This is a genomic window from Allosphingosinicella sp., from assembly GCF_059502505.1.
Window position 1 is genome coordinate 235,260 of sequence record NZ_JCACEU010000014.1, and the last position, 21,032, is coordinate 256,291.

General features: G+C 67.9%; 15 protein-coding genes. 8 read left to right on the forward strand and 7 right to left on the reverse strand.

What is annotated here, in order from left to right; translation table 11 throughout:
• Nucleotides 1-6 precede the first annotated feature (6 nt).
• A complete protein-coding gene (gene lgt / locus AC5JBD_RS03350; RefSeq protein ID WP_495720339.1) occupies nucleotides 7-882 on the reverse strand; it encodes a prolipoprotein diacylglyceryl transferase in 876 nt (291 codons plus the stop codon).
• Between the two features lie 63 nt (nucleotides 883-945).
• Between lgt and AC5JBD_RS03355 the strand changes: the two genes are divergently transcribed.
• From AC5JBD_RS03355 to AC5JBD_RS03375, 5 genes are read left to right on the forward strand one after another with little or no spacing between them, the layout of a single operon-like run.
• Nucleotides 946-2,634 (forward strand): class I adenylate-forming enzyme family protein, encoded by a 1,689-nt coding sequence (locus tag AC5JBD_RS03355; RefSeq protein WP_495720340.1) that lies wholly within the window; start codon nucleotides 946-948, stop codon nucleotides 2,632-2,634.
• Between the two features lie 32 nt (nucleotides 2,635-2,666).
• Nucleotides 2,667-4,895 carry a xanthine dehydrogenase family protein molybdopterin-binding subunit gene (locus AC5JBD_RS03360; protein ID WP_495720341.1) on the forward strand — a complete coding sequence of 743 codons (2,229 nt, stop codon included), beginning with the start codon at nucleotides 2,667-2,669 and terminating at the stop codon, nucleotides 4,893-4,895.
• A complete protein-coding gene (hemH, locus tag AC5JBD_RS03365) occupies nucleotides 4,892-5,899 on the forward strand; it encodes a ferrochelatase (RefSeq protein WP_495720342.1) in 1,008 nt (335 codons plus the stop codon). Before AC5JBD_RS03360 ends, hemH begins: the two co-directional genes overlap by 4 nt.
• A gap of 35 nt (nucleotides 5,900-5,934) precedes the next feature.
• Nucleotides 5,935-6,657: an acetoacetyl-CoA reductase gene (gene phbB, locus AC5JBD_RS03370; RefSeq protein ID WP_495720343.1), complete on the forward strand. Its 723-nt coding sequence runs from the start codon at nucleotides 5,935-5,937 to the stop codon at nucleotides 6,655-6,657.
• A gap of 4 nt (nucleotides 6,658-6,661) precedes the next feature.
• Entirely contained in the window at nucleotides 6,662-6,898 is a 237-nt protein-coding gene (locus tag AC5JBD_RS03375) for a ribbon-helix-helix domain-containing protein (protein WP_495720344.1), read from the forward strand.
• Here AC5JBD_RS03375 and AC5JBD_RS03380 read toward each other — a convergent pair.
• Together AC5JBD_RS03380 and AC5JBD_RS03385 are read right to left on the reverse strand one after the other, a co-directional pair.
• Entirely contained in the window at nucleotides 6,895-11,559 is a 4,665-nt protein-coding gene (locus AC5JBD_RS03380; protein ID WP_495720345.1) for an NAD-glutamate dehydrogenase, read from the reverse strand. The two genes, AC5JBD_RS03375 and AC5JBD_RS03380, sit on opposite strands and share 4 nt — an antisense overlap.
• Nucleotides 11,560-11,668: 109 nt before the next feature.
• A complete protein-coding gene (locus tag AC5JBD_RS03385; protein WP_495721179.1) occupies nucleotides 11,669-13,264 on the reverse strand; it encodes an alkaline phosphatase family protein in 1,596 nt (531 codons plus the stop codon).
• A 241-nt stretch (nucleotides 13,265-13,505) separates the two neighbouring features.
• Here AC5JBD_RS03385 and AC5JBD_RS03390 point away from each other — a divergent pair, with 241 nt between their 5' ends.
• Nucleotides 13,506-15,170, forward strand: a complete 1,665-nt coding sequence (locus AC5JBD_RS03390; RefSeq protein WP_495720346.1) for a tetratricopeptide repeat protein — start codon at nucleotides 13,506-13,508, stop codon at nucleotides 15,168-15,170.
• Between the two features lie 12 nt (nucleotides 15,171-15,182).
• Here the strand turns inward: AC5JBD_RS03390 and AC5JBD_RS03395 are convergent, their stop codons facing one another.
• Nucleotides 15,183-16,847, reverse strand: a complete 1,665-nt coding sequence (locus AC5JBD_RS03395) for an amidohydrolase (RefSeq protein WP_495720347.1) — start codon at nucleotides 16,845-16,847, stop codon at nucleotides 15,183-15,185.
• Entirely contained in the window at nucleotides 16,844-17,770 is a 927-nt protein-coding gene (locus AC5JBD_RS03400; protein WP_495720348.1) for an NAD(P)-dependent oxidoreductase, read from the reverse strand. The genes AC5JBD_RS03395 and AC5JBD_RS03400 overlap by 4 nt, the downstream gene beginning before the upstream one ends.
• Here AC5JBD_RS03400 and AC5JBD_RS03405 point away from each other — a divergent pair.
• Nucleotides 17,769-19,007 carry a threonine ammonia-lyase gene (locus AC5JBD_RS03405; protein ID WP_495720349.1) on the forward strand — a complete coding sequence of 413 codons (1,239 nt, stop codon included), beginning with the start codon at nucleotides 17,769-17,771 and terminating at the stop codon, nucleotides 19,005-19,007. The genes AC5JBD_RS03400 and AC5JBD_RS03405 overlap by 2 nt on opposite strands.
• A 124-nt stretch (nucleotides 19,008-19,131) precedes the next feature.
• Nucleotides 19,132-19,893 carry an arginyltransferase gene (locus tag AC5JBD_RS03410; RefSeq protein ID WP_495720350.1) on the forward strand — a complete coding sequence of 254 codons (762 nt, stop codon included), beginning with the start codon at nucleotides 19,132-19,134 and terminating at the stop codon, nucleotides 19,891-19,893.
• A 5-nt stretch (nucleotides 19,894-19,898) separates the two neighbouring features.
• Here the strand turns inward: AC5JBD_RS03410 and AC5JBD_RS03415 are convergent, their stop codons facing one another.
• Together AC5JBD_RS03415 and AC5JBD_RS03420 are read right to left on the reverse strand one after the other, a co-directional pair.
• On the reverse strand, nucleotides 19,899-20,255 hold the full coding sequence (locus tag AC5JBD_RS03415; protein ID WP_495720351.1) for an MmcQ/YjbR family DNA-binding protein: 357 nt from the start codon (nucleotides 20,253-20,255) through the stop codon (nucleotides 19,899-19,901).
• A complete protein-coding gene (locus tag AC5JBD_RS03420; RefSeq protein WP_495720352.1) occupies nucleotides 20,252-21,022 on the reverse strand; it encodes a proteasome-type protease in 771 nt (256 codons plus the stop codon). The genes AC5JBD_RS03415 and AC5JBD_RS03420 overlap by 4 nt, the downstream gene beginning before the upstream one ends.
• Nucleotides 21,023-21,032 lie beyond the last annotated feature (10 nt).

The window sequence follows — 21,032 nt, forward strand, 5'->3', positions numbered from 1 at the left end:
ACCGCGTCAGGCGACGCTTTCCTGCCCGGCGATCGATTCCACCCGCTGGCGCCGTCCCTTGGCGGTGGCGATCAGGTAGATGCCGCCGAGGATCATCGGCGTCGACAGGGTCTGGCCCATGCTGAGGCCCCAGCTGAGATTCTCGAGGCCGGCATCGGGCTGGCGGACGAATTCGACCGCGAACCGGGCGAGGCCGTAGACGAGGATGAAAGTGCCGACGAGCTTGCCCGGCTGGTAGCGCGCGTTAGTCTTCCAGAAGAGATACCAGAGGATCAGGAACAGCACGGGCCCCTCGAGCACGGCCTCGTAGAGCTGGCTGGGATGGCGGGGCACCTCGCCGCCGGTCGGAAAGACGACGGCCCAGGGCACGCTGGTCGGCCGCCCCCACAGCTCCGCGTTCACGAAGTTTGCGAGCCGCACGAAGAACAGGCCGAAGGGAGCGCAGCAGGCGACGTAATCATGGACGCGCAGCCAGTTCAGGCCATGCTTGCGGGCCATCCAAAGGATGCCGAGCGTCGTCCCGATCACGCCGCCGTGGAACGACATGCCGCCATCCCAAAGCTGCACGATCTCGGCGGGGTTCTCGAGGTAGAAGCCGGGCCGGTAGAAGAGCACGTAGCCGAGCCGGCCGCCGAGCAGGATGCCGAGCGTCGCGTAGAAGACCATGTCGTCGGCATGGCGCCGCGCCATCGGTGCCCCCGGGCGATCGATCAGCTTCAACAGATACCACCAGCCGACGATGATGCCGGCCAGATAGCCCAGCGAATACCAGCGCAGCTGGAAGAAGCCGAGATCGAGCGCGATCGGATCGAGGCCGAGATTGTCCCAACGTATGGCTGACGTAGCGTCAAGCGCGGCGGCCGCGAATGCTGGCAGTGACAAGGCTTCCCCCTGAGGATTTGACCCCTCATAAGAGCGGGAGAAGAGGAGCGGAAGGGACCGTGAATGCCGAGTGAGCTAGACCTGAAATATGATGCGGTCCTCGGCGCAGTCATCGGCCCGGGCGGGCGGCTGATCATCGGCGAGGATAATGAGGGCCGGGCGATCGTCACCAACTTCCCGGCGACACTGCCTGTCTTCTTCGACACCTTCTGCATGCTGAACGGCGCCGTCCAAGCCGTGGTGGCGGGCGAGGAACGGCTGACCTTCGCCGATCTCAACGCTCATGCGACAAAGCTTGCCCATGCGCTCGTAGGGCGCGGCATCGCCAAGGGCGACCGGGTCGCGATCGCCATGCGCAACTGCCCGGCCTGGGTCGTCTCCTACATGGCCGTGCTCAAGGCGGGGGCGATCGCGACCCTCGTCAACGGCTGGTGGCAGCCCGACGAACTCGCCCACGGGCTGCGGCTCACCGAACCGAAGCTGGTGATCGCGGATAGTCCCCGCGCCGCACGAATCGACGCAACCGGTCTCGCGCTCGACATCGTCAGCCTGCCGGCCGAGAAACATCTCGACGAAGCGCTCGCGCCTTTGCTTGCCTCGGCCAGGGAAGGCACGACCCTTCCCGAGGTGACGCCGGAGGACGACGCCACGATCCTTTTCACGTCCGGCTCGACGGGGGCAGCAAAGGGGGCCGTGTCCACGCACCGCGCCGTCACCACCGGCGTCTATGCCTATACGCTGGGCCTCGCCATCCTGCTGGCGATCAAGGAGGGGATGGGCGATCCGCCGGTCAACCCGCCCAAGACGCTGGTCAACGTACCGCTCTTCCACGTCACCGGCGAGGTGCCGGTGATGCTCAACAGCTTCGTCATCGGGCGCGGCATGGTGCTGATGCCGAAATGGGATCCGGGCGAAGCGCTGCGCCTGATCGAGAAGGAGAACGTCACCTATTTCGTCGGCGTGCCGACGATGAGCCTGGAGCTGATGCAGCATCCGGACCGCGACAGATACAATCTCTCGTCGTTGACCGACATCGCGGCGGGCGGGGCGGCGCGGCCGGTCAGCCATGTGAAGCGGCTGCAGGAAAGCTTCACCGGCGCCCAGCCGGCGCTGGGCTACGGCCTCACCGAGACCAATGCAGTCGGCTGCGGCAATTTCTGGTCCAATTATGCCGCCAAGCCCGATTCCACGGGGCGCGCGCAGCGGCCGATCGTCGAGCTGGCGATCCTGGGCGAAGACGGCCGCCATCTTGCGACCAACGAGCGGGGCGAGGTCGCCATCCGATCCGCGGCCAACATCCGCGGCTACTGGCGCGACCCGGCCTCGACCGCAGCGGCGTTCACCAAAGACGGCTATTTCCGCACCGGCGACGTCGGCTATCTCGACGAGGATGGCTATCTCTTCATCGTCGACCGCAAGAAGGACATCATCATCCGCGGCGGCGAGAATATCAGCGCGCAGGAAGTGGAAGCGGCTTGCTACGCGCATCCGTCGGTGTCCGAAGCCTCGGTGTTCGGCGTCCCCGACGATCGGCTCGGCGAGGTGCCGGCGGCGGTGATCTACTGCGAGACGGATCGCAAGCTCGACCAGGAGGAGCTGCTCGGCTTCCTCCATGAGCGTCTCGCCGCCTTCAAGCTCCCCGCGCGCATCTGGTTCTGGCACGAGCCGCTGCCCAAGCTCGGCACCGGCAAGATCGACAAGGTGACGCTGCGCAAGCAGTATCGGCAGGAAGTGACCGGCGAGGCCGCCTAGCAGTCAAGCTGCGTCGGCCCTATCAGCCGCTTATGGCGCTTCGCGGCAAAGGACTGGGCATCAGCCGGCGTACTCTGCTGGTCGGCGGCGGAGTGGGGGTCGGGCTGGTCGTCGCCTGGGGCCTGTTGCCGCGCAGCTACCAGCCCAACCTTCGCGCAGCGCCCGGCGAGACGCTGGTCAACGCCTTCCTGAAGATCGCCCGCGACGGCCGCGTCATCGTCGCCGTGCCACAGGCCGAGCTCGGCCAGGGCGTCTATACGAGCCTCCCGCAGATTTTGGCGGACGAGCTCGGCGCCGACTGGCGCACGGTGTCGGTCGAACCGGCGCCGATCAATCCGCTTTATGCAAACCAGTTGCTCGCCGAGGAGACGGCAGGCGCCAGTCTCCCTTCGGCCTTTCAGGGGATCGCCCGTTGGGCCGCGCATGAATATGCAACTCGGAACGCATTGATGCTCACCGGCGGCTCCAGCTCGATCCGCGCCTTCGAGCCGCGCATGCGCGAAGCCGGAGCCGCGGCCCGCGCCCTGCTCAGCATGGCGGCCGCGGAGCGCTGGGACGCGGAATGGGAGCGGCTCGACACGGCCGGCGGCTTCGTCGTCAACGGCAGCGAGCGCATTCCCTTTGCCGAGCTTGCCGAGCGCGCCGCGCAGCTCGAGGTGCCCGCCACCCTGCCCGCGCGCGGCGGCGTCGAGAACCGTCTCGTGGGGGAGGACGTGCCGCGCATCGACCTCCCTGCCAAGGTGGACGGGACGGCGCAGTTCGCAGGCGACGTGCGGCTGCCCGACATGGTGTTCGCCTCGGTGATGTCTGGGCCGATCGGCGATTCCTACCTCGCCCGTGTCGACCACGCCGCAGCCGAAAAGGTGCCGGGCTTGGTCGGCATCGTCGAGCATGAGCGCTGGGTCGGCGTCGCCGCCACCAACTGGTGGGCGGCCGACAAGGCGCTGCGGGCGCTGCGGCCGGTCTTCCGGACCGAGGGCGCGCTCGCCGACAGCGGTGAGACGGAGGCGCGCCTGGAAGCCGCCTTCGAGAGCGAAGGCACGCGCTTCCATACGAGCGGCGACGTGGAAGCGGCCTTTGCGGGTGGAGGAGCCTTCCTCGCCCGCTATTCGGCCGGCGTGGCGCCGAATGCGCCGGTCGAGACGCTGACCGCAACCGCGCGCTGGACCGGCGGGCGGCTGGAGGTGTGGGCGCCGACCCAGGCGCCCGGCTTCGCCCGTGCCGCCGCCGCTCGGGCGGGCGGCGTCTCCGAAGGCCAGGTGACCGTCTATCCGATGCTGATCGGCGGCGGCTACGGGCGCAAGCTGGAGACTGCGGCGATCGAGCAGGCCGTGCACATGGCCAGGGAGATCAAGCGCCCCGTCCAGCTGGTCTGGTCACGCGCAGAGGAAACGATCCAGGACAGCTTCCGCGCCCCCGCCTCGGCGGTGATCCGGGCGCGGGTGCTGGAGGGCGGCATGATCGGCGGCTGGCACGCCCGTATCGCCGCTCCCGCAACCAATCGGCAAGTGATCGGTCGGCTACAGGGCGAGCCGGCGGAGATCGAAGCCGACGGCGCCGCAATCGACGGCGCGGTGCCGCCTTATGCGTTTCCCGCCGTAGCCGTGGATCATCTGCCGGTGGATGCGGGCCTTCGCACCGGCATCTGGCGCTCCGGCGCGCACAGCTACACCGCCTTCTTCACCGAGAGCTTCGTCGACGAGCTTGCGCGAAAGGCGGGAATCGAGCCGCTCTCCTATCGGATGGGGATGCTCACCCAGAATCCGCGTCTCGCCCGCGCCCTGTCGACGGCGGCGGCGCTTGCCGGATGGGACGGTGGCGGCCGTGGCAGCAACATGGGCCTCGCGGCGCACAGCGCGTTTGGCAGCCACGCCGCGCTCGTGCTGGAGGCAAAAGTCGGCGAGGATCAGCGCATCCGCGTCAGCCGCGCCGTCTGTGCGGTGGATTGCGGCCGTGTGATCAATCCGGACATCGTGAGGCAGCTGGTGGAGGGCGGCATCATCTACGGCATTGCCGGAGCGACGGGCAGCCGGATCGGGTTCGAGGGCGGTCTCCCGAGCATCCAATCGTTTCGCGCGATGGGCTTCCAGCGCCTCGCGGAGGCGCCGGAGATCATCGTCGAGATCATCGAAAGCCAGGAGGAGCCCGGCGGCGTCACCGAACTGGCGGTGCCGGTAGTGGCGCCGGCGATCGCCAACGCCCTCTTCGCCGCCACCGGGCAGCGCCTGCGTTCGCTGCCGCTGGCGACGGGCCGCGCATGATCCCGCCCGCCGATCATCCGCCGATCCCGACGCCTAAGATCGGCGTGCTGCTGATCAACCTCGGCACGCCCGATGCGCCCGAGCCCGGCGCCGTGCGCATTTACCTCCGCGAGTTCCTCTCGGACCCGCGCGTCGTGGAAATCCCCTATCTCGTCTGGCAGCCGATCCTGCGCGGCGTGGTGCTGCGGACGCGGCCGAAGAAGTCGGCTCATGCCTATCAGCAGGTCTGGACGGATGAAGGCTCGCCGCTCGCCGCCATCACTGCGCGCCAGGCGGGTGCGCTCGCGGGCGCGTTCGGCGATGAGGTGATCGTCGACTACGCGATGCGCTATGGGCGCCCCGCCATCGCCGACCGGCTGGATGCACTGAAGGGGCAGGGCTGCGAGCGCATCCTGCTCGCGCCGCTCTACCCGCAATATTGTGCGGCCACGACGGCCACCGCCAACGACACTGCCTTCCGCCGTCTCTCGACCATGCGATGGCAGCCGGCGTTGCGCACGCTGCCGCCTTATCATGACGATCCGCTCTACATCGATGCGCTCAAAGCCTCCCTCGAGGAGAGCCTGGCGACGCTCGACTTCGAACCACAGGCGATCTTGGCCAGCTTCCACGGCATGCCGCAGCGGACGCTGGAGCTCGGCGATCCTTATCATTGCCACTGCCAGAAAACGGCCCGGCTGCTGAGCGAGGCCACTGGGCGGGATCTCATCGTCACCTTCCAGTCCCGCTTCGGACGCGCCAAGTGGCTCGAGCCGGCCACTGACGTGACGCTCGCCGCGCTGCCGGCCAAGGGCGTCAAGCAGGTTGCGATCCTCGCCCCGGGCTTCTCCGCCGATTGCCTCGAAACGCTGGAAGAGCTGGCGATCCGCGGGCGCGAGACCTTCCTGGAGGCGGGCGGCACCCACTTCGCCTACCTCCCCTGCCTCAACGATTCCGAAGCCGGTATGGCGATGCTGCGCGCGCTGATCCGCCGGGAACTTGCGGGGTGGGTAAGCGCTGCCTAAGGCGCAAACATAAAATATAAACAGGAGGGATCATCATGGCACGCGTTGCAATTGTGACGGGCGGAAGCCGCGGCATTGGCGAAGCGATCAGTCTGGCTCTGCGCGATCAGGGCCTCACCGTCGCCGCCAATTATGCGGGCAACGAAGAGAAGGCCCGGCAATTCACCGACCGCACCGGCATCAAGGCCTATAAATGGGATGTCTCCGACCTCGACGCGTGCATGGCGGGCGTACAGCAGATCGAGAGCGAGCTGGGTCCGGTCGACGTGCTGGTCAACAATGCCGGCATCACTCGCGACGGCACCATGAAGCGGATGAACCGGCAGGCGTGGGACGACGTCATCGACGTCAACTTAGGCGGCTGCTTCAACATGGCCAAGGCAGTCTGGGACGGCATGAGCGCCCGCAAATGGGGTCGCATCGTGAATATTGGCTCGATCAACGGGCAGGCCGGCCAATATGGCCAAGTCAATTACGCCGCCGCCAAGTCGGGCATCCACGGCTTCACCAAGGCGCTTGCCCAGGAAGGCGCCCGCGGCGGCATTACCGTGAACGCGATCGCGCCAGGCTATATCGACACCGAGATGGTCGCCGCGGTGCCCGAGGACGTGCTCGCCAAGATCGTCGCCCGCATTCCGGTCGGCCGGCTCGGCCGCGCAGACGAGATCGCCCGCGGCGTCACCTTCCTGTGCGGCGAGGATGCCGGCTTCATCACCGGCTCGACTCTCTCCATCAACGGCGGCCAGCACATGTACTGATCCCATGGGGCCGGTGAAGCGCTCGATGATGATCGCGGGTCACGCGACGTCGATCAGCCTGGAGCCGGTCTTCTGGGACGCGTTGCGCGAAGCGGCGGCGGACGAAGGGCTGCCGCTGAACGCCCTCGTCGCCCGCATCGACGCCGAACGCATCCAGGTGCCGAACCCACCCAACCTCGGCAGTGCGATCCGCGTATGGCTGTTCGAGCGCGCCCTCTCCCCGCCGGGGAGAGGGAGTTAGCGTCCGAGCAGCACCCTGGCCTGGGTCGCGATCTGGGCCAGCATCGGCGCGGTCGTGACGGACGCGGTGCGAGCGCGGTCAACGAGGCGGCGGAACTGGTCGATGCGCGGGCCTTGGGCTGAGACCCACTGGTCGACGGCGGCCTTGGGGTCTGCACCCCGTTGCCGCTCCAGGAATTCGAGGCGGAGCTGCTCGAAGTCGCGGGCGAGGCCCGCGGTGAGCAACCGCTCCCACTGGTCGCGCGCAGCGAAGCGGTTGGCGGCGACCTGAGCCCAATCGAGGCCCAACGCCGCTCCGAGCTTGGTGTAGGCCCTGGTCAGCGTGATCGGGTCCATGCCCAGCTTCTGTGCGAGAGTGGCGATGCCGACGCCGCCGTTCAGCTCGAACAGGCGCACGATGCGCTCGACGACTTCCTCCGGTGCGCCGAGCGCCCGCAGCCGCTCGCGCTGAGCATTGGCCTGGCTGCGCGCCTCGTCGCGAAGCAGGCTGTTCAGCGCCTCAATGAGCTTGTCGAGGCCCGGCCGCAGCGTCTCCACCATCTCGGCGATCTTGGTCGTGGCCGAGGTGTTGCGCAGCAGGTCGGCGACGTGGAACTGGAGCGCCTGGCTCGCCTGGTCGAACAGCTCCAGGCGCGCCTCCTCCGGGAGCTCGATCGTGTCGAGCGTCCGCCACAGGCTTTCCATGTCGAACAATCGCTCGGCCGCGACGAAGCAGGCGGCGGCCTGGCCGAAGGACGCGCCCTCCTCCTCGCTTAATGAGAAGACGGCGGTGATGCCGAGACGGTTTACGAACCGGTTGGCGATCTTGGTAGCGATGATCTGACGCCGCAGGCGATGCTGGAGGATCGCGTCGCCGTGCCGCTGCTGCATCATCTCCGGAAAGGCTGCGCACAGCTCCGGCGTCAGCGTCGGATCCTCGGTGATCTTGCCGGCTTCCAATGCCGCCTGGAGCGCAAGCTTGGTGGTGGAAAGCAGCACCGCGAGCTCGGGCCGGGTGAGGCCGCGATTGTCCTGCGCGCGGCGGAGCAGCTCTTCGTTGCCCTCCAGGCCCTCGACCTGGCGGTTGAGGCGGCCGCTATCCTCGAGGATCTCGATCGCGCGGACGAGTGGCGGCAGCGACTCCGCGCCGCCGCGTTCGGCAATGGACAGGGCCAGCGTCTGGAGGCGGTTGTCCTCAAGCACGATCGCCGCGACCTCGTCGGTCATCTCCGCCAGTAGAGCGTTGCGGTCCTCGAAGCTCAGCCGTCCGGAGGCCATCTCCTGGTTCAATGGGATCTTGATGTTGACCTCATTGTCCGAGCAGTCGACGCCGGCGCTGTTGTCGATGAAGTCGGTGTTGATGCGCCCGCCCGCTTGGTCGAACTCGATACGGCCTGCCTGGGTAATGGCCAGGTTCGCGCCCTCGCCGATCGCTTTCGCGCGCAGGTCCGCGGCGTTGACGCGGATTGCGTCGTTGCCGGGGTCGCCCACGTCCGAATGGGCTTCACCCTTGGCCTTGATGTAGGTGCCGATGCCGCCGAACCAGAGCGCGTCCACCGGCGCCTTCAGGATCGCGCTGATCAGGGTGGCCGGATCGACCTCCTCGGCCTCGATGCCGAGCATCGCCCGGACTTCCGGGCTGAGCGGGATCACCTTCTGGGTGCGCGGGAAGACGCCGCCGCCGGCGGAAATGAGCGACGCGTCATAGTCCGCCCAGCTCGAGCGCGGCAGGTTGAACAGGCGGTCGCGTTCCTCCCAGCTCCGAGCCGCATCCGGATCCGGATCGAGGAAGATGTGGCGGTGATCGAAGGCGGCAACCAGCTTGATTGCCTTGGAGAGGAGCATGCCGTTGCCGAACACGTCGCCTGACATGTCGCCGACACCGGCGACGCGGATCGGCTGCGTCTGGACGTCGATGCCCATTTCCAGGAAGTGGCGCTGGACCGAGATCCAGGCGCCGCGGGCGGTGATGCCCATCGCCTTGTGGTCGTAGCCCTGGCTGCCGCCCGACGCGAAGGCATCGCCGAGCCAGAATTTGCGGCTGACCGCGATCTGGTTGGCGACATCCGAGAAGCTCGCCGTGCCCTTGTCCGCTGCGACCACGAAATAAGGATCGTCCCCGTCGCGGATCGTGACGCCCACTGGGTGGGTGACCTCGCCGTCGATGATGTTGTCGGTGACCGAGAGGAGGGCGCGAATGAAGGTGCGGTAGCTTTCCGTGCCTTCGGCCAGCCAAGCGTCGCGATCGGAGGTCGGCGGCAATTGCTTGGGATAGAAGCCGCCCTTGGCGCCAGTCGGGACGATGACGGCGTTCTTCACCACCTGCGCCTTCATCAGGCCCAGGATCTCGGTGCGGAAGTCGTCGCGCCGATCAGACCAGCGCAGGCCGCCGCGCGCGACCGGGCCGCCGCGCAGGTGAATGCCCTCGACGCGCGGCGAGTAGACCCAGATCTCGCGCCATGGCACTGGCGCCGGAAGGCCCGGAACCAGGCTGGAATCGAGCTTGAAGGCGAGCGCCTCGCGGCCGGATTCGGCATAAGCGTTGGTGCGCAGCGTGGCCTCGATAACGCCGCGGATCAGGCGCAGGATGCGGTCCTCGTCGATCGCCGCGACTTGAGCCAGGCCATGATAGATCGCGTTTTCAGCGGCGCGCACGGCTTCGTCCCGGCCGCCTTCGAAGGCCGGATCGTGGCGCGCGTCGAACAAGGCGATCAGGCCGCGGGCGACACCGGGGGCACGGCGCAGCGCCTCGACGACCGTGATCAGCGAATAAGAGAGGCCGGTCTGACGGAGGTAGCGGAACCAGGCGCGGAACAGCACGACGTCGCGCGGCTTCAGGCCCGCACCGACGAGGAGCTGGTTGAACGCGTCATTTTCGGCGCGGCCCTCGAGAACCGCGGCGAGCGCGCGCTCCAGCACCTTGCCGTGCTTCAGCACGTCCTCGGCATGGCCGTCGCCGGGAATCTCCAGGGCGAAGTCGTGTATGTAACCGAGCTGGCCGCCGTCGAGGGCAGTCGGCTGCTCCTCCAGGACGCGGAACCCGAAATTCTCGAAGACGGGTACTGCTTCGGAAAGTGGGATAACGCCGGCCAGGCGATAGGTCTTCAGCCTGAGCTCGTTCGGCGCGTCGCCCTCGTTGCGGAACAGGCGCGCGTCGCGGCTGTTGGCCCCGTCCAGGTCGCAAATGCGCAGCACGTCCTCGGCCGCGTCGGCGGGGTCGGTGTGGACGCGATAGCTCTCCGGAAAATCTTCCATGTAGGTGAGCGCAAGGCGCGTCGCCCGGGCGGGTCCGACCAGCGATCCCAATGCTTCTTCGACCGCGGGCTCCCAGCCGCGGACCATCACGTCCAGCCGCTGGTCGAGCGCGGCGGCATCGGGCGTGGGCGCTTCGGGATCGATGTAGAGGGTGAAGCGGATCAGCGCGAGATCGCCTTCGCCCAGCTCCACCGACCAGCTCACGATCTGGGCATCGGCGGCCCCTGCGATCATGTCGCCGATGTCGGTGCGGCGGCGCGTGCTGAGCTCGTCGCGCGGCAGCCAGACATAGGCGAACAGGTGGCCCTTGAGGATGCTGCGCACCAGCAGCAGCGTCGGGCGCGGCCGGTCCGCCAGCGACATGGCGGTGACGACCAGCCGCTTTACGGCATCACGGCTGAAGTTGATCAGCTGGTCGCGCGGCAGCGAGGTGATGGCGTGGCGCAGCGCCTTGCCGGAATGGCCCTTGGGGTCGAAGCCGAACTCCTCCTCCAGCTCGGCCTGGATGCGGCGGAGGACGGGCACCTCCTCGACCGGGAGGGTCAGCGCCTGGCTGGTCCACAAACCGGCATGGACGCCGATCGCGGTCACCTCGCCATTCTCGCGGATCGGCACGACAACGAGGTCGAGCGGGACGCGGCGGTGGACTGAGGACTTGCGGTCCGCCTTGGCCATCAGCGGCACTGCGCCGCCGGCCTTGAAATAATTCATCGCGCCCAGCGCACCGCCCGGGTCGGTCGGCTCGCCCGGGATGCGGAAGAAGCCGAGGGTGTTGACGGGCTGGCCTTCGAGACGCTCGACCTGATAGCCGAGCAAGGTCATCGCGCCGTCGGCGAACCACTCCAGCAAGGCCCGGCCTTCGGAATCCTCGATCTCGGCCGCGTCGGCGCGCATCTGCGCCTGCATCGCCTTCCAGTCGCAAACCGCCGCGCGGACGTCGGCCAGCACGTGGTGGAGGTCGGCGACAAGATCGCGACGCTCGCGGGCATCGGTCCGGTCCACCTCGATATACATGATCGACTCACGCTTGCGGTCGTCATCGCAGAGCGGCGCGACGGAGGTCAGGCAACCGTTCCCATCGCGCTCAACGCAAAGGACGGGGTGCAGCAGCCGATGGATGATGAGATCGCGAGAGGCGATCGTGTTCGCCACTGAATCGACCAGGAACGGCATGTCGTCATTGACGATGCAGATGCGCATCCGCCGCTGACCGACTTGGCCGCCGAGAGATTCCAGCCGGACGAGTGCGATGCCGGGCGGCCGGCGCTGGGCACAGGCGGCGACGAAGCGCGCCGCCTCCATTGTTTCGTTCTCGGGGAAATCCTCGACTTCGCGGGGAAGGGCGCTGTCCACCAGCGCGCGGGCGAGCGCGTCGACATAAGGCAGGTCAGCGGCCTTGACTTCCGCACCCGCGCTATCGGCATTCATATTTCCGGCTCCCGGACCGAGCGGCGAACCGGCCGCCGGCTTCGTTGCGGCGGCCTATAGCGACCGGAGCGACGCGGCGGCAACCCGTGGCAGCACCGCCCGTCCCGGGTCAGCGGCAGCTCGTTTCCGGCCCTTCCGCGAGATCGAGACAGCGGCCGTCGATACTGCCCGGCGCGATCGGGAGGCCGATCAGGGCGGCGAGCGTCGGCATGATGTCGACGGTCTCGACCGGCAGCGGCTGCTCGAACGGGATCAGACCCTTGCGCCAGAAGAGGATGGGCACGCGCCGGTCATAGTCCCACGGGCTGCCGTGGGTGGCGACGTAGCCGCGGCCGGGCTTGGCGATCGGCGTCACGTTCGGCTTCAGCAGCACGACGAAATCGCCCGAGCGCTCGGGATCGAAGGAGGCGCGGGCGCGATCCAGCAGGCTCCACTCATCGGGGCGGCCCGAGGGGCTGGGCGCGGCGCGCAGCTCGGCCTGGGTGAAGACTGCCGCCACCTGCGGATGCGCACGATAGCTGCGCACCCCCTCCGCTAGGACGCGCGCCTGCTGGGCGGTGCTGAGCGCGCGGTTGACATACATGTCGCCGAACGCGCCATTGCCGTAGAGCACGCGCCCGGTGAGGCCGAGCCGCTCGCCCAGCGCCTTGCCCATCTGGCCCGGATTCAGCTCGTCGGCGACGCGCGCCGCGCCGGGCATGGCGTGCTCGCGATGGCGCTCGGGGATGTCGATACCGCCATGATCCGAGGTCAGCGCCACCAGATAGTCCACTCCGGCACTGTCGAGAGTGGCAAAGAAGTCGCCGAGGTCGCGGTCGAGCGAGTGGAGCTGCAGGCACATCTCGCTGCCTTCGGTGCCGTAGCTGTGGCCGACATAATCGCTCGCGGCGAGGCCGACGATGAGCAGGTCGGTGGCCTTCCCTTCGCCGAGCCTCATCTCCGCGCGCGTGGCGGCGGCAAGGGCGAGCGTCGCTCCGTCCAGCTCCGGCGAGGCGCGGAAGGCGCGGCTGTCGCCTGCCTCGCGGGCGAAGCGGCCCGTGCCGACCGGTCCGCTCTCGCCCTCTACCGGGATAGCCCGGTGGCGCGCCTCGCAGGCCGGCGGCAGCTCCAGCGCTGGGCGGGGCTGCGTGAGCGCCTGAGCTACGGCGGCATTGGCCGCGGCGAGCGACTTGATCGGTGCCTCCGCCCCGGCGACGAAAGCCTTGTCGCTCCACCAGAAGCGCTGGTCGGGCGCGTAGCCGCCCATCATGATCGCGGACCGGTCCTTGCCGGCGATCGCCGCCACCTTCGAAGCCGGGTCCCGCCGCTTCATGAGATCGCCGAGCGCAGGCACCTTCAGATGGTAGGTGGAGACCGTGTAATCGCGTGACGTGGAGCCGGGCACGCGGGGATCTTCGGAGCAATAGACCTGCTTGTCCTCGCGGCTGAGGCCGAGGTTGAACCAAGCGTTGGCGATGATCCCGGTGCGCGCCGGACGCGAGCCGGTGAGGATGGTCGAATGGCCGGGGCAGGTCTCGGTCGCGGCATGCGCCTGGTAGCCCGAGGGGAAGACGACGCCGCCGGACATGCGCCTCAGGCCGCCGGTGAAATGCTGGCGATACTGCGCGAACAGGTCGGAGGAAAACTGGTCGACGGAAATCACCACAATCAGCTTCGGTGGCGCCGTCGGGCTGGAGGCGGTTTGGGCGGGGGCCGGCGCGGCCATGGCGGATGCGGCCGCGAGGGCGGCGGCTCTAAGCAACTTCAAGGCGATTCCCCTTGGGGCGAGTGATCGGAATGCGAAGCGATGCTAGAGGCTTCCCCTGAATGGGCAAGGAGCTTGCGTGCGGAGCTGAGGTTTAGCCCGGAGAACCCCGCGGTTGGGCAGACCCATTAGTGCGCTCGCAGAAAAGCTGCTTTTTCTCGCCGGCCGGCTCCCCTAGCATCACAAAAAAGGGGAGGATGTGATGCGGAACTGGGCGTGGCTCGCAGCGGGGTCTGTCCTGACGTCGGTTCCGGCCGCGGCGGGCGGCGATTCCGCGCCGAAGCCGATCCTCGCCGCCTTCGCATCCTTCTGCGGGAGTGCAGCCAGCCTCGCGGAGGCCGCCGAAGCGCCTCCGCCCGTGCTGGTGGAGGGCCTGGGCTATTCCGGCATAGCGGCGGACACGAAGAATGCGGAGGCTCAGCGCTGGTTCGATCAGGGCATCCGCTTCGTCTGGGCGTTTGACGAGGCGGAGGGCATTCGCGCCTTCCAAAGGGCGCAGGCGCTCGATCCGGAATGCGCCCTCTGCTTCTGGGGTGAAGCCTGGGCGCGGAGCCCGACGCTCAATTTGCGCGGACGCACGGAGGAATTCGCTGCTGCCAAAGCGGCCGCCGCCAAGGCTGTATCGCTGGCGGGTAAGCTTCCCGAACGCGACCGGCTGCTGGTCGAACTGATGCGGGTGAGGACTGCCGGCGCCTCGGCGTTCGACGGAAAAGCATATGCCGCGGCCAGCGCGGCCGCCGCCGCGCGCTTCCCGCAGGATGACGTGATCACCTTGCTCGCGGCCGATGCGGCGATGCAGGAAACGGAGCTCGAGAAGCTGCCCAAGGGCACCTTGCCGCAACGGCTGCTGGAAGGCGTGCTCGGCCGCAACCCGGACCATACGGGCGCGATCCACTTCTACATCCACCTTACCGACTGGCTCGAGGACGAGCGGCTGGCCGAGCAGCATGCAAGCCGGCTTGGCGGACTGGCGCCGGGATCCAGCCATCTCGTTCACATGCCGTCGCACACCTTCTACGGCGTCGGCCGCTACAAGGATGCGATGAAGGCGAACCTGGCCGCGATCGGCATCGACCGCGACTATGAAGCCAAGGTGCGGCCGCCGGAGAGCGCGTACCGATCCGGCCTCAACCGCCACAACACGAATTTCGCGATCGGCAGCGCGCTGATGATCGGCGATGCCGCCAGCGCGCTGAAGGCGGCCGACTATTTCCGAAGTCTCTATGCCGCCAAGCCCGATGACGTGGGCGGCCTGTTTCCCCGCGCCTCGATATATTACGCTTATGGCGTCCACGGCAGCCTGAATGACGTCATGGCGCTGCCGGAGCCCTCGGAGAAGACGCCGCTGCTGCGCGCCATGCGCCACTATGCGCGCGGCGAGGCCCTGATCCGTGCCGGCGATGCGGCCGGCGCGCGCCGCGAGGCCGCCGCCATCGCCAGGATGAGGACGGCGGATGTGCCGTCGCCGCAGGCGGGGCGCTGGGGCGCGCCGATGCTCGAAATCGCCCAGCATGTGATCGAAGGCCGTGCGGCTTTGCTCGAAGGGCATCCGAAAGCGGCGGAGAAAGCCTTCCGCAGGGCGATGGCCAAGCAGCGGAAGGCCCGCTTCTCCACCGATCCGCCGACCTGGTGGTACCCGGTGCGCCGCAGCGTCGCCGCCGCCCTGATTTCGCAGCGCGACTATCGCGGCGCCCGAAACCAGCTGCTCGCCTCGTTGGCGGACTGGCCGAACGATCCGGTCGCCTATCATCTGCTGGCGCAGGCGGAGCGCGCGCTCGGCCGCGGCGATCTGGCGGACGGCTACGAGGCGCGGGCGCGAAACGCCTGGGCCGGAGACTTCAGCCGGGTGACCCTGGCGCTCGCTTAAGGGCGTTTCGCCTCATCGCGCCCGGTTGGGGGCGCTTCGCTCCCACACCTTTCGTCCGGCGAGATAGGTCTCGAGCACCCTCGTCTCGCGGATCTGCTGGGGGGTGGCGCCGGCGAAGATGTCGCGGTCAATGATGATGAAGTCGGCGAGGCGGCCGCGCTCCAGCGAGCCCAGGCGGTCCTCGGCGAAGGCGGCATAGGCGCCGCCGCGAGTGAAGGCGTCGAGCGCCTGGGTGAGGCTCAGTTTCTGCTCCGGCAGCCAGCCGCCCGGCGGCTGCCCCTGCGCGTCCTCGCGGCTGATCGCGACGGCGAGGCCGGGGAACGGATTGGGATGCTCGACCGGGAAGTCCGAACCGAAGGCGAGCGGCACGTTGTTGGCGAGCATGCTCCGCCAGGCATAGGCGCCGCCCAACCGCTCAATGCCCATCCGCGCTTCGGCCATTCGCCAGTCGGAGGTCTGGTGGACCGGCTGCATCGACGCGATGGTGCCGTTCTGCGCAAAACGGGGCAGGTCGGCCGGATCGACGATTTGGGCATGCTCCACCCGCCAGCGCCGGTCACCCTTGTAGGTCAGGGCGAGCTCGGCGATGCCGTCGAGCAGCTGGGCGTTGGCGGCGTCGCCGATGGCGTGGACCGCGACCTGGAAGCCGTCCATCGCAGCCCGGCTCATCAAATTCTTGAGCTCCGCGTCCGAGAGGAAGGCGAGGCCCTTTTCGCCCGGCGAATCCTTGTAGGGCTGCTTCAGCCAGGCGCCGCGTGAGCCCAGGGCGCCATCGCTGTAGAGCTTCACTCCGACCATCTTCAGGCGGCTGTCGTAGAGCCAGGGCGTCGGCTGCGTGCCGGCCACCGCCAGCAGGTGATCGACTCCGGATGCATAGGAAAGGATGCGGACATTGAGTTGACCGAGGTCTCCGGCGCGGCGGATCACGGCCCAGTCCTCGGCCGCCGTGCCCATATCGGCGACGGTGGTGATGCCATTCGACAGCAAGATCTCCTGGGCGCGGCGGAAGGCGCGGTCGCGGATGACCGGAAGCGGCGCAGGAACGGCCTTTCCGACCAGCTCCATCGCCGCATCGACGAAGACGCCGCTGGGGCTACGACTGGCCATTTCGATCTTGCCGCCAGACGGCGCCTTGGTCGCGGCGGTGACGCCGGCTTCCTTCATCGCTTCGCTGTTGGCCCAGCCGGCATGGCCGTCGACCCGCTCCAGCCAGACCGGGCGTCCGGGGACCACCTTGTCGATGTCGGCGGCGGTCGGGAAACGCTTGAGGCCCCAGCTTTCCTGATTCCAGCCGCGGCCGACGATCCAGCGCGGGCTTGGATTGGCAGCGGCATAAGCGGCGATCTTCGCCTGCGCTTCCTCAAGGCTGCGCGTATCGCTGAGGTCGAGCTGAAGCGCACCGAAGCCGAGGCCCATAACGTGTCCATGCGCGTCGATCAGGCCGGGGATCAGCGTCCGGCCGCGCCCGTCGATGCGGAACTGGGCGCGCTGCGTGGCTTTCTGGCCACGGGGGAGGAGCTGGCGCACGCGGCCGTCGTCGCCGACCAGGATCGAGCCGAAGCGGACGAGCCTGCCGTCGCCGTCGAGCGTGTAGCCGTTGACGTTGTCGACCAGCACGTCGGCGAGCGCCGCGCTGCCGAGGAACAGGGCCACCAAAGCGGCCAGGAGAGCTTTCATTCAGTAAGCCTTCTGATCAGGGACGACGTGTCCTGGCGGGAGCCGCCCATCGCCTGCACGTCCGCATAGAATTGATCGACGAGCGCGGTGAGCGCCAGGCGCGCCCCGTTGCGGCGCGCCTCGTCCAGGGTGAGGCCGAGATCCTTCCGCATCCAATCGACGGCGAAGCCGAAGTCGAACTCGCCCTTGTCCATCGTCTTCCAGCGGTTGAGCATCTGCCAGCTCTGCGCAGCGCCGCCCGACACCGCTTCGAACACCTTTTCGGTGTCGAGTCCGGCCGCCTTGGCGAAATGCAGCGCTTCGGCGAGACCCTGCACGACGCCGGCGATGCAGATCTGGTTGACCATCTTGGTGAGCTGACCCGACCCGTCCGGACCGACATGAATGATGCGCGCGCCATAGGCCCGCATGATCGGATCGGCCGCGGCGAAAGCTTCGGCCGTGCCGCCGCACATGATCGCGAGCTGCCCGTTCTCGGCCCCGGCCTGGCCGCCCGATACCGGCGCATCGAGACAGAGGATGTTGTCCTTGCGCCCAGCATCGGCGAGGCGGCGGGCGATCCTGGCGGAGACGGTCGTATGGTCGATGTAGAGCGCACCCGGCTTCATGTTGCGGAACGCGCCGTCGTGGCCGATCGTAACCTGCTCGACGTCGTGGTCCGCGCCGACGCAGCTGATCACGACGTCCGCGCCACCGGCCGCCGCGGCGGGCGTGCTGGCATAGCTGCCGCCGTGTCTCTTGACCCAGTCGCGGGCGCGCTCGTGGGTGCGGTTGTAGACGACGAGCGTGTGGCCGGCGGCGAGCAGGTGCCGCGCCATCGGCGCACCCATGACGCCAAGGCCGATGAAAGCGATCCGTGCCATCGCCAGCGGCATAAGGCCTGTTTGCGAGGGGCGCCAGATGGGTTTAGAGCCTCGCTCCATGGCGAGCCCCGCACCCAAGAGCCCCCTGCCGGTCACCCTCGGCGACATCCGGGCGGCGGCGGAGCGGATCCGGGGCCAGGTGGTGCGCACGCCCACCATGCTGAGCCAGACCCTGTCGCAGCTCACCGGCGCCACCATCTACGTCAAGTTCGAGAATCTGCAGTTCACCGCCGCCTACAAGGAGCGCGGCGCGCTCAACAAATTGCTGCTGATGGACGAGGCGACGCGCGGCCGCGGAGTGATCGCCGCCTCGGCCGGAAACCATGCGCAGGCGGTCGCTTATCACGGACGCAGGCTGGGCGTGCCGGTCACGATCGTGATGCCGAAGCCGACGCCGACCATCAAGGTCATGCAGACCGAGGGGCACGGCGCCAACGTCATCCTCCACGGGGAGATGTATGACGAGGCCTATGCCCGCGCGCAGGAGCTGGAGCGCGAGCAGGGCCTGACTTTCCTTCACCCGTTCGACGACCCGCTCGTGATTGCGGGGCAAGGGACGGTGGCGCTGGAGCTGCTGGAGGACGCGCCCGATATCGAGACGCTGGTGATCCCGATCGGCGGCGGCGGGCTGATCTCCGGCATGGCCACCGCCGCCAAGGCCGTGAAGCCCGGCATCGAGGTGATCGGCGCCCAGGCCGAGCTCTACCCCTCAATGTATTGCCGCTTCACCGGCCGCCACCTCCCCTCTTCCGGCGACACGATCGCTGAGGGCATCGCGGTCAAGAGGCCGGGCGAGCTGACCGCCTCGATCATCGAGGAGGTGGTCGATGAGATCCTGCTGGTGCCGGAGCGCGACATCGAGACCGCCGTCAGCCTGCTCCTCCAGATCGAGAAGACGGTGGCGGAGGGTGCCGGGGCTACTGGGCTTGCCGCCCTGCTCACTCACCCCGAGCGTCTCAAGGGCCGCACCGTCGGCCTCGTCCTCACTGGCGGCAATATCGACACACGACTGCTGGCGACCGTGCTGCTGCGCGATCTCGCCCGCTCCGGCCGCATGGCGCGGCTGCGCATCCAGCTCCAGGACCGGCCGGGCGCCCTCTTCTCGGTGATACGGCTGTTCGAGAAGCACCAGATCAACATCATCGAAATCTATCACCAGCGCATCTTCACGACCCTGCCGGCCAAGGGGCTCTACACCGATTTCGACTGCGAGGCGCGCGACGCGGCGCATCTGAGGCGCCTGCTCGACGACCTCGAGGCCAGCGGGTTCGACGTTCATCCGGTTGAGATTCACTGAGCTTTCCGTTCCACCGCGGAACGGCTCGCCGCATCCTATGGCATTAACCCAACCCCGCCCTTTTCTTCACAAGTTCAAAGGCTCATAAAAGGCGCTGGACCAGCCAGCAGCACCCGGAGAGTCGGTGAGCGCACCGTTTCGTTTTCCCCGTTTCTTCGTCACCACGCCTTCGGCCTGCCCATATCTCCCGGGCAAGACCGAGCGGAAGGTGTTCACGGAGCTGTCGGGTCAGCATGCGAGCGAGCTCAACGACGCGCTCGGCCGCATCGGCTTCCGCCGCAGCCAGGGCGTCGCCTATCGGCCGAGCTGCATCGACTGCGCCGCCTGCGTCTCGGTGCGGGTGATCGCCGGCGAATTCCAACCGAGCGTCACCCAGCGCAAGATGATCCGCCGCCACGCCGACCTTGAGGTCACCGCCTGCAAGCCGTGGACGACGCAGGAGCAATATGCGCTGCTCCGCCGCTACCTGAAGCACAGGCATCCGGGCGGCGGCATGGTCGACATGGACGAGAGCGACTTTGCCGACATGGTCGAGCAGAGCCCGGTCAAGACCTATGTGGTGGAGTATCGTGAGCCGTCGCTCGACGGGCGCCCCGGCCGCCTGGTCGGCGCCTGCCTCACCGATCAGCAGGCGGACGGCCTGTCGATGATCTACAGCTTCTTCGAGCCCGATTACCGGCAGCGCCCGGGCCTCGGCACCTACATCATCCTCGACCACATCATCCGCGCCGGCCGGGCGGGGCTGCCTTATGTCTATCTCGGCTATTGGGTCGAGAGCTCGCGGCGCATGGCGTACAAGGCCAAGTTCCGGCCGCTGGAGCGGCTCGGCCCGGACGGCTGGCGCCGCTTCGAGCCCGACCAGAGTGAGCTGCCGCTGACCGCCTGATCCTGTCAGCCGGCTACCAGCGCTCCAAGCTTCTTCGGCGCGTTCGCCTTGTAGCTCTCGGCGATCCAGCGCTCCAACAGCTCCAGATCAGGCTCGTCGGCCGGTCCGAACCGCGCGCTGACCCAGCCGCTGCGGCCGAGGCCGTAGCCGGTCGGCTCAGTCCAGTCGAAGATCAGGGCGAAGTCACGGCTGACCGGCAGCTTGACCGACAGGCTCAGTTCCTCCTCAGAATGGTTGAGGAAAACGAACGTCTTGCCACGCACCTTCAGCGCCGAATGCCCCCAGGGAAATTCCTCGACAGCCTCCGGCAAGCTCAGTCCGTGGCGGCGCAGCGTTTCGAAGGACTCGGCAATCCTCGTCACTCGGCGGCGGCGCGGACCGCGGGCTCCATGAACGGCGGATTGGGAATGGTCTGCGCGGCATCGTGGAGGAGCCTGCCCCACTGGCGCGAGAGGTTGTCGAAATATTCGTCGTCGATGCCGATCCGCCGGGTGATGACCGGGCGGCTCATGTCGGTAGGCATCACCATGATGTCGAGCGGCCGGGCGACGCCCAGGTTCGAGCGGATCGCGGAATCGAACGAAAGAAATCCGATCTTGAGCGCCTCGTCCAGCGGCGTCTCCATCGTGATGTTCCGGTCGAGGATCGGCTTGCCATATTTGAGCTCGCCGATCTGGAGGAAGGGCGTCTCCTTCTTGCACTCGATGAAATTGCCCGCCGAGTAGATCAGGAATAGCGAGGGCGGCTCGTTGCCGATCCGGCCGCCGAGCAGGATCGAGACGGCGCTGCTGACATTCGATCCGACCAGAGCGGCGGCGACCTGGCGGCTGCAGGTCTGCACCGCTTCCCCGACCAGCTGCGCCGCGCGGAACATGGTCGGCGCCGCAGCGAGCGTCCGCGGCAGATCGCAGCCGTCGCCCACTGGCGGTAGCCCTTCCTCCAGCATCGCGATCGCCGACTGGCTGGTCGACAGGCTTCCTGCCGTCGCCGCGTAGATCAGCCGGTCGTCGGCGTCGGCGAGCTTGTGCATCTTCTTGTATGAGGAGAAATTGTCGACGCCCGCATTGGTGCGGGTGTCGGAGATCATCACCAGCCCCTCGTTCAGCAGCAGTCCGATGCAATAGGTCATCTTGCCTTCT